General features: G+C 56.6%; 13 protein-coding genes and 1 rRNA gene. 3 read left to right on the plus strand and 11 right to left on the minus strand.

What is annotated here, in order from left to right; translation table 11 throughout:
- The 5 genes from B498_RS0121480 to pepQ form a co-directional block, all read right to left on the minus strand.
- A 16S ribosomal RNA gene (locus B498_RS0121480) occupies positions 1 to 118 on the minus strand; the annotation flags it as partial.
- 353 nt (positions 119 to 471) lie between these two features.
- Positions 472 to 1,017, minus strand: a complete 546-nt coding sequence (gene hemG, locus B498_RS10355; RefSeq protein WP_008501510.1) for a menaquinone-dependent protoporphyrinogen IX dehydrogenase — start codon at positions 1,015 to 1,017, stop codon at positions 472 to 474.
- A gap of 10 nt (positions 1,018 to 1,027) precedes the next feature.
- On the minus strand, positions 1,028 to 2,479 hold the full coding sequence (gene trkH, locus B498_RS10350; RefSeq protein WP_008501511.1) for a Trk system potassium transporter TrkH: 1,452 nt from the start codon (positions 2,477 to 2,479) through the stop codon (positions 1,028 to 1,030).
- Between the two features lie 39 nt (positions 2,480 to 2,518).
- Entirely contained in the window at positions 2,519 to 3,133 is a 615-nt protein-coding gene (locus B498_RS10345; RefSeq protein WP_008501512.1) for an IMPACT family protein, read from the minus strand.
- Positions 3,133 to 4,464 (minus strand): Xaa-Pro dipeptidase, encoded by a 1,332-nt coding sequence (pepQ, locus tag B498_RS10340; RefSeq protein WP_008501513.1) that lies wholly within the window; start codon positions 4,462 to 4,464, stop codon positions 3,133 to 3,135. The genes B498_RS10345 and pepQ overlap by 1 nt, the downstream gene beginning before the upstream one ends.
- A 189-nt stretch (positions 4,465 to 4,653) precedes the next feature.
- On the opposite strand from pepQ, the gene fadB reads away from it, so the two are divergent.
- Together fadB and fadA are read left to right on the plus strand one after the other, a co-directional pair.
- The gene (fadB, locus tag B498_RS10335; protein ID WP_008501514.1) at positions 4,654 to 6,843 is read left to right on the plus strand and encodes a fatty acid oxidation complex subunit alpha FadB; all 2,190 of its coding nucleotides are present in this window, start codon (positions 4,654 to 4,656) and stop codon (positions 6,841 to 6,843) included.
- A gap of 9 nt (positions 6,844 to 6,852) precedes the next feature.
- On the plus strand, positions 6,853 to 8,016 hold the full coding sequence (gene fadA / locus B498_RS10330; RefSeq protein ID WP_008501515.1) for an acetyl-CoA C-acyltransferase FadA: 1,164 nt from the start codon (positions 6,853 to 6,855) through the stop codon (positions 8,014 to 8,016).
- 161 nt (positions 8,017 to 8,177) lie between these two features.
- On the opposite strand, the gene fre is transcribed toward fadA, so the two are convergent.
- On the minus strand, positions 8,178 to 8,879 hold the full coding sequence (fre, locus tag B498_RS10325) for an NAD(P)H-flavin reductase (protein ID WP_008501516.1): 702 nt from the start codon (positions 8,877 to 8,879) through the stop codon (positions 8,178 to 8,180).
- A 42-nt stretch (positions 8,880 to 8,921) separates the two neighbouring features.
- Positions 8,922 to 10,415: a 4-hydroxy-3-polyprenylbenzoate decarboxylase gene (gene ubiD, locus B498_RS10320; RefSeq protein WP_008501517.1), complete on the minus strand. Its 1,494-nt coding sequence runs from the start codon at positions 10,413 to 10,415 to the stop codon at positions 8,922 to 8,924.
- A 170-nt stretch (positions 10,416 to 10,585) separates the two neighbouring features.
- On the opposite strand from ubiD, the gene rfaH reads away from it, so the two are divergent.
- Positions 10,586 to 11,077: a transcription/translation regulatory transformer protein RfaH gene (gene rfaH, locus B498_RS10315; protein WP_008501518.1), complete on the plus strand. Its 492-nt coding sequence runs from the start codon at positions 10,586 to 10,588 to the stop codon at positions 11,075 to 11,077.
- Here the strand turns inward: rfaH and tatD are convergent.
- The 4 genes from tatD to tatA are packed head-to-tail and all read right to left on the minus strand — an operon-like array spanning position 11,074 to position 13,471.
- Positions 11,074 to 11,856, minus strand: coding sequence for a 3'-5' ssDNA/RNA exonuclease TatD (tatD, locus tag B498_RS10310; protein WP_008501519.1), 783 nt, complete (start codon positions 11,854 to 11,856; stop codon positions 11,074 to 11,076). The two genes, rfaH and tatD, sit on opposite strands and share 4 nt — an antisense overlap.
- A 41-nt stretch (positions 11,857 to 11,897) precedes the next feature.
- Entirely contained in the window at positions 11,898 to 12,668 is a 771-nt protein-coding gene (tatC, locus tag B498_RS10305) for a Sec-independent protein translocase subunit TatC (protein ID WP_008501520.1), read from the minus strand.
- 2 nt (positions 12,669 to 12,670) lie between these two features.
- On the minus strand, positions 12,671 to 13,213 hold the full coding sequence (gene tatB / locus B498_RS10300; protein ID WP_008501521.1) for a Sec-independent protein translocase protein TatB: 543 nt from the start codon (positions 13,211 to 13,213) through the stop codon (positions 12,671 to 12,673).
- Between the two features lie 3 nt (positions 13,214 to 13,216).
- On the minus strand, positions 13,217 to 13,471 hold the full coding sequence (gene tatA / locus B498_RS10295; protein ID WP_008501522.1) for a Sec-independent protein translocase subunit TatA: 255 nt from the start codon (positions 13,469 to 13,471) through the stop codon (positions 13,217 to 13,219).
- Between the last annotated feature and the right edge of the window lie 53 nt (positions 13,472 to 13,524).

A 13,524-nucleotide genomic window follows, 5' to 3' on the forward strand; every position in this document is an offset into this window, starting at 1 on the left:
ACTCACCCGTCCGCCGCTCGCCGGCAAAGTAGCAAGCTACTTTCCGCTGCCGCTCGACTTGCATGTGTTAGGCCTGCCGCCAGCGTTCAATCTGAGCCATGATCAAACTCTTCAATTTAAGTTTGATGCTCGTGAATTAAACTTCGTAATGAATTACGTATGTTCACTCAGAGACTTGGCATTCATTTATTGTCCGAAGACATTAAGAATCCATGTCACTTTGAGTGCCCACACAGATTGTCTGATAAATTGTTAAAGAGCAGTGCCGCTTCGTTTTCGCTGCGGCGCGGGGTGTGCATATTACGCTTTCCCGCTTCAGAGTCAAGCGTTTATTTTCGCTATTCTCTGCTGACCCGGCGGCGTGTGTGCCGTTGTTCCGTGTCAGTGGAGGCGCATTATAGGGAGTTATTCTGAAGTGACAAGCACAAAATACAAAAAACTTTTCGTTCGCTCACTTTTCAAACTTAACGCTTATTTAAGTCGCGAATCGCCCGTTAAATGTGCGATTTCCCGCGCAAAACTGGCTACCTGCGACCAGTCGGTATAAACCACTTCTTTACGCGTATCGGTTTCTCCCCCCGTCATCTTCATAATTAGACGGATCATAAAGCGGTCATACCAGCGGTAGCGAGGGTAGCGCAGCGCGCCGGCAAAAACGGCGCACAGGTCTGGCTGCCACGGCGAGCTGAGTAAAAACTTGCGCGTGTAGCTGTTGGTCTGTGGCGTGCGCTTCTCCGCTTTACGCGCAACCAGATTGACCGAGTAAAACGCGCCTGGCATTTTGTTGAGTACTGCCGTGTGCTTTTTCACAAAGCGATCCAGCGCCGGATGGAAATGCCCGTAACGAATAGATGCACCAATCACCACGCGGTCGTAATCCTGCCAGGCAATCTGTTCCGCACGGTTCAGGTTCACCACATCCGAGTAAATACCCAACTCTTTTAATTCCGATGCAAGGTATGCGGCAATCTCACGCGTTTGTCCGTCTCGCGTAGAAAAAAGAATCAGTGTTTTCATCAACGGCTCCTTACTCGCGCCAGAATGTAGGGGTGAACAGCACCAGCAGCGTAAAGACCTCAAGACGACCAAACAGCATATTGGCGATGAGGATCCATTTCGCGACCGGGTTCATACTGGCAAAGTTATCCGCCACCACGCCCAGGCCAGGCCCGAGGTTATTCAATGTTGCGACGACGGACGCAAAGGCGGAGAAATCATCCACTCCCGTCGCGATAATCGCCAGCATACTGACGATAAAGACCAGCGCATACGCCGAGAAGAATCCCCACACCGCTTCGAGGATACGTTCCGGCAGCGCGCGGTTCCCCAGCTTAATGCTGTAGACCGCATTTGGGTGGACCAGACGCTTCAGCTCACGGTTGCCCTGCTTGAACAGCAGCAGAATACGGATCACCTTCAGACCACCGCCCGTCGACCCCGCACAGCCGCCGATAAACGCGGAACAGAGCAGAAGCACCGGCAGGAACAGCGGCCAACGGGCGATGCTGTCCGTGGTAAACCCGGCGGTCGTCGCCATCGACACCACCTGGAAGAAGGCCTGGTTTAGCGTGGTCAACGCGGAGTTATAGACATCATGGAACCACAGCACCAGCGTACAGATGATCACCAGCGTCAGCTGGACCCCAATGAACATGCGGAACTCAGGGTCACGCCAGTACACCTTCAGGCTGCGCCCGCTCAGTAAAGAGAAGTGCAGGCCGTAGTTACAGCCGGAGATCAGCAGGAAAATGGCAATGATAGTGTTAATCGTTGGGCTGTCGAAATAGCCCACGCTGGCATCGTGGGTGGAGAACCCGCCGATGGCAATCGTCGCAAAACTGTGTCCGATAGCATCAAACGCAGGCATCCCGGCAAACCATAGCGCCAGCGCACAGGCTACCGTCAGCAAGACATAAATCAGCCACAGGGTTTTCGCCGTCTCGGCAATACGCGGCCGCATCTTGTTATCTTTCAGCGGTCCTGGCATTTCGGCGCGATAGAGCTGCATCCCCCCGACGCCCAGAATCGGCAGGATGGCCACCGCCAGGACGATGATCCCCATACCGCCAAACCACTGCAGCATCTGGCGATAAAAGAGAATCGCGTGCGGCAGCGAATCCAGCCCCACCAGCGTCGTGGCCCCGGTCGTCGTTAAGCCGGAGAAGGATTCAAAGAAGGCATCCGTGATGCTCAGGTTAGGCTGTTCAGAGAAGATAAAGGGCAGCGAACCGACGCTCCCCAGCACCGTCCAGAACAGGACCACAATCAGAAAGCCTTCGCGAGATTTCAGCTCACCTTTCTGACGACGGTTCGGCCACCACAGCAGGGAGCCGATCGCCAGCGCGACAAAGAAGGTCTGGGTAAATGCCCGCCCCGCCCCGTCCCGGTAGATAAGCGCCACCAGTCCAGGGATAATCATCGTCCCGGAAAAGAGTATGACCAGCAGTCCAACGATTCGGGTTATGGCACGAAAATGCATCTCTGCCGCTTCCTTTGGTATTCAAAAGTGAGGTGGGGATTATTCTTCAATCGGCAGCAATTGCAACGAACCACGACTAAAATCAGCCAGTTTTGCTGAAAAAGCAGCCAGTTCCGCCTGAGGAAGCGCCACGCGTAATTGCACCATCGCCTGATATTCACTGTGTGCGATGACACCGTTAAACTGCCTCAGCAGCGCTTCAATACCCGAGAGCTGGGCGTAATCGCATAACAAAGTATATTCGGTGAGAGGCGTTTTGCGGGTGGTCTTCAGGATATTCAGTGCCTGCTGAACGCCGCCGCCATACGCTTTTACCAGCCCACCCGTACCTAACAGGATGCCGCCGTAGTAGCGCACCACCACGGCGGTAATTTCACCCACGCCGCTACCCATCAGCTGCGAGAGCATGGGTTTACCGGCCGTGCCCGCCGGTTCACCGTCATCGGAAAACCCCAGCTGCTGCGAATCGTCCGGTGGCCCTGCTACCCACGCCACGCAGTGGTGACGGGCGTCAGGATGCTCAGCCCGGACGGACTCGACAAACGCTTTTGCCGCCTCTACGCCGTCGGTATGCGCCAGCAGGGTAATGAAGCGGCTTTTCTTGATTTCCTCAACAAAGGTGACCGGTTCAGCCGGTATCAGCCAGCTTTCCATCAGGCCAGCTTCAGATCTCGCGTCATATTCTCGATACCGTTTTCGTGAATCACCACGTTATCTTCGATACGAATGCCGCCAAACGGCTTCAGCGCGTCAATTTTTGCCCAGTTGAAGTGCTTGCTGAACTGGCCTTCACGCCACGGCGCCAGCAGGGATTCGATAAAGTAGATCCCCGGTTCAATCGTCAACACCATGCGCGGCTCCAGAATACGGGTGCAGCGCAGGTAAGGATATTTAGACGGTGCCGCCAGGTGCGTACCGGTATCATCCTGCATAAAGCCCGCAACGTCGTGCACCTGCAGGCCCAGCGGGTGGCCGATACCGTGCGGCATAAATGGCCCGGTCAGATCGTTCTCGACCATCGCCTCTTCGCTCATGTCTTTCACAATCTGATGCTTACGCAGCAGTTTAGCAATGCGCTGATGGAACTGGATGTGGTAGTCCACATAGCTGGTTCCCGCCTTCATGGTGCCAATCAGCGCCAGCTGTTCATCGTTCACGTCTTTGATCAGCTGTGCAAAATCGGTATCCGCATTTGCCGCCCAGGTACGGGTCAGATCGGCCGCGTAGCCGTTGTACTCGGCCCCTGCGTCCAGCAGGAAGCTGCGCATTTCTGAAGGAACCTGGTGATCCAGTTTGGTGTAGTGCAGGACGGACGCGTGCTCGTTGAGCGCGACAATGTTGCTGTACGGCACGTCGGTATCGCGATGACCGGTGGCGGTCAGGTACGCCTGGTTGATATCGAACTCGCTCATGCCGGACTGGAAGGCTTCATGCGCCGCACGGTGACCGTTTACCGCGGTCTTTTGCGCTTCACGCATGCAATAAAGTTCGTAGTCAGTTTTATACGCGCGGTAATAGTGGAGGTAATCCAGCACCCCTTTCGGGTTGAGCTTGTCTGCCGCAATATCCAGGCTTAATGCACGCTCCGGAACAGGGCCAATATAAGCGATGTTGCCACGCGCGGCAGGCAGCTGGCCGCCAATGCCGTCCGCTTTTGGCAGCGCAATGACCTCAATTTCCTCCGTCCAGAAAGAGGTCGGCAGCGGCTCAACGTTGTGCCAGTAATCGACCGGCAGGTAGAACCACAGTTTCGGCTTGTTCACACCATCCACCAGCAGCCAGCAGTTGGGAACCTGCGTCACTGGTACCCAGGCCTTAAACTGTGGGTTCACCTTAAACGGATAAGCGTGGTCATCCAGAAAGGTATTCATCAGCTCGCCGGAGTGGATCAGCAGCGCATCCAGCTTAAAGCGGGCCAGTACATCGCGGGTACGTTCCTGTAGGGTAACGATATGATTTTTATAAAGCGAAGCCAGTGAGTCCATCATTATTCCTTTCGTTTTTTGACCTCAAGTCATCGCATCTTAGCACACCTCACTCCGCCTGCGTGATTTCCACCGACCGTGATCAATGCAGCAATTTCTTAATGAGTAATTTGCATTTTATTAACATAAATCCCACACTCCGACTCATCTGGTATGACCAGATCCACTTGCTGGATTCAGGAGACTGACATGCTCTACAAAGGCGACACCCTGTACCTCAACTGGCTGGAAGATGGCATTGCCGAACTCGTGTTCGATGCCCCCGGCTCAGTCAATAAGCTCGATACCGCGACGGTGGCCAGTCTTGGCCAGGCGCTGGATGTTCTGGAAAAACAAACTGAATTAAAAGGGCTGCTGCTGCGCTCGAACAAAGCGGCCTTTATCGTCGGTGCCGATATCACCGAATTCCTTTCGCTCTTCCTGGTGCCGGAAGAACAGCTGAGCCAGTGGCTGCACTTTGCCAATAGCGTCTTTAATCGTCTGGAAGATCTGCCTGTCCCGACCATTTCCGCCGTTAACGGCTACGCGCTGGGCGGCGGCTGTGAGTGCGTGCTGGCGACCGACTACCGCCTGGCGACGCCGGATCTGCGCATCGGCCTGCCGGAAACCAAGCTGGGCATTATGCCGGGCTTTGGCGGCTCCGTCCGTATGCCGCGCATGCTGGGCGCCGACAGCGCGCTGGAGATCATTGCCGCGGGTAAAGACGTCAGCGCAGAACAGGCGCAGAAAATTGGCCTGGTCGACGGCGTTGTAAAACATGAGAAGCTTGTTGAAGGCGCACTCGCCATTCTGCGTCAGGCCATTAACGGCGAGCTCGACTGGAAGGCCAAACGCCAGCCGAAGCTGGAGCCGTTAAAACTCAGCAAGATTGAAGCCACCATGAGCTTCACCATCGCCAAAGGCATGGTGATGCAGACGGCGGGTAAACACTACCCGGCGCCGATCGCGGCGGTGAAAACCATTGAAGCGGCTGCCCGTTTCGGGCGCGATGAAGCGCTGAAGCTCGAAAATCAGAGCTTTGTCCCGCTGGCGCACACCAATGAGGCTCGCGCGCTGGTCGGTATCTTCCTGAACGATCAGTTCGTGAAAGGCAAAGCCAAACAGCTGACCAAAAACGTTGAGACGCCAAAACATGCGGCGGTACTCGGCGCGGGCATTATGGGTGGCGGCATCGCCTACCAGTCTGCCTGGAAAGGCGTGCCGGTAGTGATGAAAGACATCAACGAGAAATCCCTGACGCTGGGCATGACCGAAGCGGCCAAGCTGCTGAATAAACAGCTTGAGCGCGGCAAAATTGACGGGCTGAAGCTCGCAGGCGTGATCTCCACCATTCAGCCCGTGCTGGAATACAGCGGTTTCGATCGTGTCGACGTGGTGGTCGAAGCCGTCGTCGAGAACCCGAAAGTGAAAAAAGCGGTGCTGGCGGAAACGGAAGACAAGGTTCGCCCGGGTACCGTTCTGGCCTCTAACACCTCCACCATTCCAATCAGCGAACTGGCGAGCGTGCTGAAGCGTCCGGAAAACTTCTGCGGTATGCACTTCTTCAACCCGGTACACCGTATGCCGCTGGTCGAAGTGATCCGCGGGGAAAAAACCTCAGACGACACCATCGCCAAAGTGGTGGCATGGGCCAGCAAGATGGGCAAAACGCCGATCGTCGTTAACGACTGCCCGGGCTTCTTCGTCAACCGCGTGCTGTTCCCTTACTTCGCCGGTTTTAGCCAGCTGCTGCGCGACGGCGCGGACTTCCGCAAAATCGACAAAGTGATGGAAAAACAGTTCGGCTGGCCGATGGGCCCGGCGTATCTGCTGGACGTTGTGGGCATTGATACCGCCCACCACGCCCAGGCGGTGATGGCGGCAGGTTTCCCGCAGCGCATGCAGAAAGACTATCGCGACGCCATTGACGCGCTGTTCGACGCTAACCGCTTCGGTCAGAAAAACGGCCTGGGCTTCTGGCGCTATAAAGAAGACAGCAAAGGCAAACCGAAGAAAGAAGAAGATCCGGCGGTGGATGGCCTGCTGGCCGACGTCAGTCAGCCAAAACGCGACTTCACCGACGATGAAATCATCGCCCGGATGATGATCCCGATGATTAACGAAGTGGTGCGTTGCCTCGAAGAAGGCATTATCGCCAGCCCGGCAGAAGCCGACATGGCGCTGGTGTATGGCCTCGGCTTCCCTCCGTTCCACGGCGGTGCGTTCCGCTGGCTGGACACGCTCGGCAGCGCCCGCTATCTCGATATGGCTCAGCAGTATCAGCACCTCGGCCCGCTGTACGAAGTGCCGGAAGGGCTGCGTAACAAAGCGCGCCATAACGAACCCTACTATCCCGCAGTTGAGCCAGCCCGTCCGGTTGGCGAGCTGAAAACGGCTTAAGGAGTCACAATGGAAAAGGTTGTCATTGTTGATGCGATTCGCACCCCGATGGGCCGTTCAAAAGGCGGCGCGTTCCGTAACGTGCGTGCGGAAGACCTCTCCGCGCACCTGATGCGTAGCCTGCTGGCGCGTAACCCGGCGCTGGATCCGGCTGCGCTGGACGATATCTACTGGGGCTGCGTGCAGCAGACCCTGGAGCAGGGCTTCAACATCGCCCGCAACGCGTCGCTGCTGGCGGAGATCCCGCATTCGGTTCCGGCCGTCACCGTCAACCGCCTGTGCGGTTCGTCAATGCAGGCGCTGCACGACGCGGCCCGCATGATCATGACCGGCGATGCGCAGGCTTGCCTGGTGGGCGGCGTCGAGCACATGGGTCACGTCCCGATGAGTCACGGGGTCGATTTCCACCCTGGGATGAGCCGCAACGTGGCGAAAGCTGCGGGGATGATGGGCCTGACCGCCGAGATGCTCTCCCGCCTGCACGGCATCAGCCGCGAAATGCAGGATGCCTTTGCCGCGCGCTCTCACGCTCGCGCCTGGGCCGCCACGCAGTCCGGTGCCTTTAAGAACGAGATCATCCCGACCGGCGGCCACGATGCAGACGGCGTTCTGAAGCAGTTCAGCTACGATGAAGTCATTCGCCCGGAAACCACCGTCGAAGCGCTTTCCACCCTGCGTCCGGCGTTTGACCCCGTCACCGGTACGGTCACGGCAGGGACCTCGTCGGCGCTGTCCGACGGCGCCGCCGCGATGCTGGTGATGAGCGAAAGTCGCGCCCGCGAGCTGGGGTTAACGCCTCGCGCCCGCGTGCGTTCGATGGCGGTCGTGGGCTGCGATCCGTCGATCATGGGCTACGGCCCGGTTCCGGCTTCAAAGCTGGCGCTGAAAAAAGCGGGCTTAACCGCCAGCGACATCGATCTGTTTGAGATGAACGAAGCGTTCGCCGCGCAGATCCTGCCGTGCATTAAAGATCTGGGGCTGATGGAGCAGATCGACGAGAAGATTAACCTCAACGGCGGCGCGATCGCCCTCGGACACCCGCTGGGCTGTTCCGGGGCGCGTATCAGCACGACGCTGATCAACCTGATGGAACGCAAAGATGCCCAGTTTGGTCTGGCAACGATGTGTATCGGTCTGGGTCAGGGTATCGCGACGGTGTTTGAGAGAGTGTAAGGCTATAACGTAGGCCCGATAAGCATCGCGCCATCGGGCTTTTGCCGGGAGGCGCTGCGCTTTCCCGGCCTACGAGAGGTACCTCGCCGCCAGTCGTGTCACTGGCGAAGAGAGACAGTTTAGTTGCCGTTCTTCCCGCCTGTCAGGGGCGGGTTTTTTATTTAAATGAAGGCAAACGCATCGCCAAAGAGGCGGTCTTCACGCGCATCACGTTCGTTACAGAACAGATCGCGGGCGATTTTCGCCATCTCGAAACGCCCTGCAATATAGATGTCATGTCCTGCCAGCGTACCGTGATCCTGCAGCACTGCCGTCAGTACCGTACCGCTACGCCCGCGCCAGCCCTCTTCCGGCTGCTCAACCACCGGCTCAATGCGCAGGTTAGGATGGGTGACGCTCAGCGCTTCGAGTTCGGACAGGTCATACAGGTGTTTCTCTTCACGGCCACCCCAGTAGATGGTGATATCACGGTCGGGATTACGCGCCAGGGCGGTCAGCAGAATGGAGCGCACGTAGGAGAAACCTGTACCACCGGCAATCAGGATCAGCGGACGGTCTTCATCATCGCGCAGCCACGCATCACCGTGCGGAATATCCACCACGATCTCGCGCTCTTTCAGAATGCGGTCCATGACGGCCATCGCATACAGGTTAAGCTCTGACGCACCAATATGAAGCTCAATAAATTCCTGCTCCGCTGGCGTTGAGGCCATAGAGAAAGGACGCTTATCACGCTCATCCATCACGACCATCAGATACTGACCCGCGCGGAAAGAGAATGGCGCTTCTGGCACTAAACGGACGCGATATACGGTGTCGGTGATGGCATCTACCGAGGTCACTTTACAGCTTAAGGTTGTCATTCGCTCTCTCTGTCGGGAAGTCTATAGGGCTTAACGGTCAGCTCAGGGTTTACCGTTATTCATTATGGCCAGTTCGTCCCAGATCGCATCAATGCGCGCGGTCACAGCAGGATCTTTTTTGATCGGGCGACCCCATTCACGATCGGTTTCGCCAGGCCATTTATTTGTGGCATCCAGTCCCATTTTTGAGCCAAGGCCGGAAACCGGCGAGGCAAAATCCAGGTAATCTATCGGCGTGTTTTCGACTAACACCGTATCGCGCGCCGGGTCCATTCGCGTGGTAATAGCCCAGATTACGTCATTCCAGTCGCGGGCGTTAACGTCATCATCGCAGACAATAACAAATTTGGTATACATAAACTGGCGCAGGAAAGACCACACGCCCATCATCACGCGTTTCGCGTGACCAGGATACTGCTTCTTCATCGTGACCACTGCCAGGCGATACGAGCATCCTTCAGGCGGCAGATAAAAATCAACAATTTCCGGGAACTGCTTTTGCAGGATCGGCACAAACACTTCATTCAGCGCCACGCCCAGTACTGCCGGTTCATCCGGTGGACGCCCGGTATACGTGGAGTGATAAATCGCATCTTCACGCTGCGTAATGTGCGTCACGGTAAACACCGGGAAGTTATCCACTTCGTTGTAATAGCCGGTGTGGTCGCCGTAAGGGCCTTCTGGCGCCAGTTCACCCTGCTCAATGTAACCTTCCAGCACAATTTCTGCACTGGCCGGGACTTCGAGATCGTTTGAGATACACTTCACGACTTCCGTTTTCGTTCCGCGCAGCAGGCCTGCAAAGGCATATTCCGAGAGCGTATCCGGTACGGGCGTGACGGCTCCCAGAATGGTGGCCGGATCGGCGCCGAGCGCGACAGACACCGGGAAACGTTCACCCGGACGCGCAGCACACCACTCCTGAAAATCGAGCGCGCCGCCGCGATGCGACAGCCAGCGCATGATGAGCTTATTCTTGCCAATCAACTGCTGGCGGTAAATACCAAGATTCTGGCGCTCTTTGTGCGGACCGCGCGTGACGGTCAGTCCCCAGGTGATCAGCGGCGCGGCATCTTCCGGCCAGCACTGCATGATAGGGATTTTAGTCAAATCAACCGCATCGCCTTCCAGCACCTTCTGCTGGCAGGGCGCGCCGCGCAGGCGTTTGGTGGGCATGTTCAGCACCTGCTTAAACTGCGGCAGCTTGTCGAACAGATCGCGGAAGCCTTTCGGCGGCTCCGGCTCTTTCAGGAAGGCCAGCAGCTTACCGACTTCGCGCAGGGCCGTGACGTCTTCCTGCCCCATCCCCAGTGCGACGCGACGCGGTGTGCCAAACAGGTTGCACAGCACCGGCATGGCGTACCCTTTCGGATTTTCAAACAGTAATGCGGGGCCACCGGCACGCAGGGTGCGGTCAGCAATTTCTGTCATCTCCAGATAAGGATCGACAGGAAGTGTTATACGTTTGAGTTCACCCTGCTTTTCCAGCAGCGTCAGGAAGTCGCGGAGATCGTGGTATTTCATGCAGTTAATCATGGCCTCTCTGTAAGCGCTTCATTATACGGCGTAAGACTGCTTGATGCTGTAATTTTGTTAAATTAGCGTGAAGTTATGCGTTCTGTCCCATTTTCGCCCATTATAATCAACTTAGCGATCCCGCCAGGGTTTTGATATGCTTGCGCCCCGAACTAAGGGAAAGAGTGATTATGCAGGCCTGGTATTTACTGTATTGCAAACGCGGGCAACTTCAGCGCGCGCAGGAACATCTTGAACGTCAGTCAGTTAATTGCCTGACGCCCGTGATCACGCTTGAAAAAATGCAGCGCGGGAAGCGCACAACCGTTAGCGAGCCGTTGTTCCCGAACTACCTGTTCGTGGAGTTCGATCCGGAGGTGATCCACACCACCACCATCAGCGCCACGCGCGGCGTCAGCCATTTTGTTCGCTTCGGCGCTCACCCCGCGACGGTTCCCTCATCGGTCATCCACCAGCTGTCGATTTATCAGCAGCCCGAAGACCTTACCGACCCGGAAACGCCCTACACGGGCGATAGCGTCGTGATTACCGAAGGGGCTTTCGAAGGCCTGCAGGCGATTTTTGCCGAGCCGGACGGGGAAGCGCGCTCTATGCTGTTGCTTAATCTGCTGAACAAGCAGGTGCTGCAGAGCGTTAAAAACACCGACTTCCGCAAACTTTAAACGTTTATCCCAAACAGATTACGCACGTTGTCATCCGTCTGTGCGGAAAGCCAGTGCGGATCCTCTCCGCGCCACGTCGCGACGCGCTCAACTATGTGCCCCAGATAAGCGGGCTCATTGCGTCGCGATGCCGGTTTGGGTTTCAAATCGCGCGGCAGAAGATAAGGTGCATCCGTTTCAAGGAGCAAGCGGTTAGCTGGGATCGTCGGTAGCAGCTCCCGAAGCTCAAGCCCGCGGCGCTCGTCGCAAACCCAGCCGGTAATCCCCAGATAAAGCCCGCGCTCCAGGCACTCCAGCGCCTCCTGCCGTGAGCCGGTGAAGCAGTGCAGCACCGCGCCGGGCAGTTTCTCGACCCACGGATCCAGAAGCGTCAGGAAACGCTCATGCGCGTCGCGGCAGTGCATAAATACGGGCATTTCAAGCTCTGCCGCCAGCGCAAGCTGGGCAGTGAATGCCTTTTCCTGCTCTTCAGGCGTGGAGAAGTTACGGTTAAAATCGAGGCCGCATTCGCCAATCGCCACCACTTCAGGTGTCTTCGCCAGCCTGCGCAGGATTTCACCGCTTTCCGGGGTCCACTGGCTGCTGTCGTGAGGATGCACGCCAGCGGTAGACCAACAGCGTTCGTAGCGTTGCGCCAGCTGCTGTGCCTGCTCGCTCTCATGCAGGTTGGTGCCCGTCAGCAGCAGTCCTTTCACCCCGGCGGCAAACGCGCGCGCAACCACCTCATCACGATCTTTCGCAAACTGCGAGCTGGTCAGGTTGAGTCCGATATCAAACATGCGAATCCCCATATAACAACCGCCCTGACGGGCGGCTGGTTTTACTCTTCAGTGGTCTTGTCGGAGGTATCGTCTTCGTCATCCGACCGACGCCCTTTACCCACGTAGAACCGTGAGAAGAAGACGCCGACCTCAAACAGGCAGTACATCGGTATGGCCAGCAGCGTCTGGGAGAATACATCCGGCGGGGTCAACAGCATGCCGACAACGAAGGCGCCGACCAGGATATACGGACGCTTCTTACGCAGGTCATCCGGCGTGGTGACCCCTACCCAGCAGAGCAGCACAATGGCCACCGGCACTTCGAATGCCACGCCAAACGCCATAAACAGCGCCATCACAAAGCTAAGATAGCTGGCGATATCCGTCGACACCTGGACGCCTTCCGGCGCGGTATGCGTCAGGAAGCCGAAGGCCAGCGGGAAGACAACGAAATAGGCAAACGCCATGCCGATATAGAACAGCAGCGAACTGGATACCAGCAGCGGAATGACCAGCTTGCGTTCGTGCTTATACAGTGCCGGCGCCACAAAGGCCCACACCTGGTACAGAATCACGGGCGCAGAGGCAATCAACGACACCCAAAAGGTCAACTTGATGGGGGTAAAGAACGGGGAAGCAACGTCTGTTGCAATCATCGTTGCGCCCAGCGGCATCTGCTTGATCAGCGGCGCAGAAACCACCTGGTAGATATCGTTGGCGAAATAGACCAGGCATAGAAAAATAACGAGAACCGCAATAATGCAGTTTAACAGGCGCTTACGCAGCTCTATGAGGTGCGTAATCAGCGGTTGAGTATCATCTACAGCCATGTTTACGCTTTATCACTCGACGAGGGGGATGATTCGGAAACGGGCGCGGCGGGCTTTGCCTCGGCAGCGTTAACCACGGGCTTTTCCGGCTGCACCTGTTTTTTCACTTCGGTTTCCTGCGGCGTCTGTTCAGGCGCAGCAGCCTGATGTTCAGCGCTGGCAGGCGTGACGCCCTCACGCTGTTCTTCGCTGCCCTTCACCACCGGGTTATGGATGGTGTTCGCTTCATCGCTCGCTTTTTCAGGATCGTTGATGCTATAGGAGCGCTTCATGGATTCCGCCGCTTCGCGCAGCTCATCCATTGACGCTTTCAGTTCCGGCGTCAGGTTATCCATGCTCGCCTTCTCAACCTTTTTCAGGCTTTCCTGAAATTCCTGCAGCTTAAGCTCCTGGGCCAGTTCATTCTGAACGGTCGATGCCAGCGATCTCAGCGCACGAACCCAGCCCGCAACGGTTTTCACCGCCACCGGCAGACGCTGAGGCCCCAGCACGATCAGGCCAATCACAAAGACCAGCAGGAGCTCACTAAAACCAATGTCGAACACGACTTACACCTGCTCTTTATCGTGGCGTTTAGCGTCTTCCTTTTTGGCTTCTTCTTGCTTGTCGGTGATGGATTTAGCAGTAAAGTCAGCGTCCTGGCTGGTTTTATCCTGCTTGCTCTCATCATCGCTCATCGCTTTTTTGAAGCCTTTGATAGACGCGCCCAGATCGGAACCAATAGAACCGAGCTTTTTGGTGCCAAACAGCAGCACGACGATGACGGCAATGATCAACAATTGCCAGATACTGATACCACCCATACATGTTCCTCAGGGATAGATGATTAATAAGTCAGGTCGCATTATACGTATGC

Source organism: Enterobacter sp. SST3, from assembly GCF_000286655.1.
Lineage (GTDB): Bacteria > Pseudomonadota > Gammaproteobacteria > Enterobacterales > Enterobacteriaceae > Enterobacter > Enterobacter roggenkampii.

What these genes read in the sequence shown, in the direction of transcription:
- hemG (WP_008501510.1), bottom strand. Translation starts at nt 1,017, where the DNA reads ATGAAAACACTGATTCTTTTTTCTACGCGAGACGGACAAACGCGTGAG.
- trkH (WP_008501511.1), bottom strand. Translation starts at nt 2,479, where the DNA reads ATGCATTTTCGTGCCATAACCCGAATCGTTGGACTGCTGGTCATACTC.
- B498_RS10345 (WP_008501512.1), bottom strand. Translation starts at nt 3,133, where the DNA reads ATGGAAAGCTGGCTGATACCGGCTGAACCGGTCACCTTTGTTGAGGAA.
- pepQ (WP_008501513.1), bottom strand. Translation starts at nt 4,464, where the DNA reads ATGGACTCACTGGCTTCGCTTTATAAAAATCATATCGTTACCCTACAG.
- fadB (WP_008501514.1), top strand. Translation starts at nt 4,654, where the DNA reads ATGCTCTACAAAGGCGACACCCTGTACCTCAACTGGCTGGAAGATGGC.
- fadA (WP_008501515.1), top strand. Translation starts at nt 6,853, where the DNA reads ATGGAAAAGGTTGTCATTGTTGATGCGATTCGCACCCCGATGGGCCGT.
- fre (WP_008501516.1), bottom strand. Translation starts at nt 8,879, where the DNA reads ATGACAACCTTAAGCTGTAAAGTGACCTCGGTAGATGCCATCACCGAC.
- ubiD (WP_008501517.1), bottom strand. Translation starts at nt 10,415, where the DNA reads ATGATTAACTGCATGAAATACCACGATCTCCGCGACTTCCTGACGCTG.
- rfaH (WP_008501518.1), top strand. Translation starts at nt 10,586, where the DNA reads ATGCAGGCCTGGTATTTACTGTATTGCAAACGCGGGCAACTTCAGCGC.
- tatD (WP_008501519.1), bottom strand. Translation starts at nt 11,856, where the DNA reads ATGTTTGATATCGGACTCAACCTGACCAGCTCGCAGTTTGCGAAAGAT.
- tatC (WP_008501520.1), bottom strand. Translation starts at nt 12,668, where the DNA reads ATGGCTGTAGATGATACTCAACCGCTGATTACGCACCTCATAGAGCTG.
- tatA (WP_008501522.1), bottom strand. Translation starts at nt 13,471, where the DNA reads ATGGGTGGTATCAGTATCTGGCAATTGTTGATCATTGCCGTCATCGTC.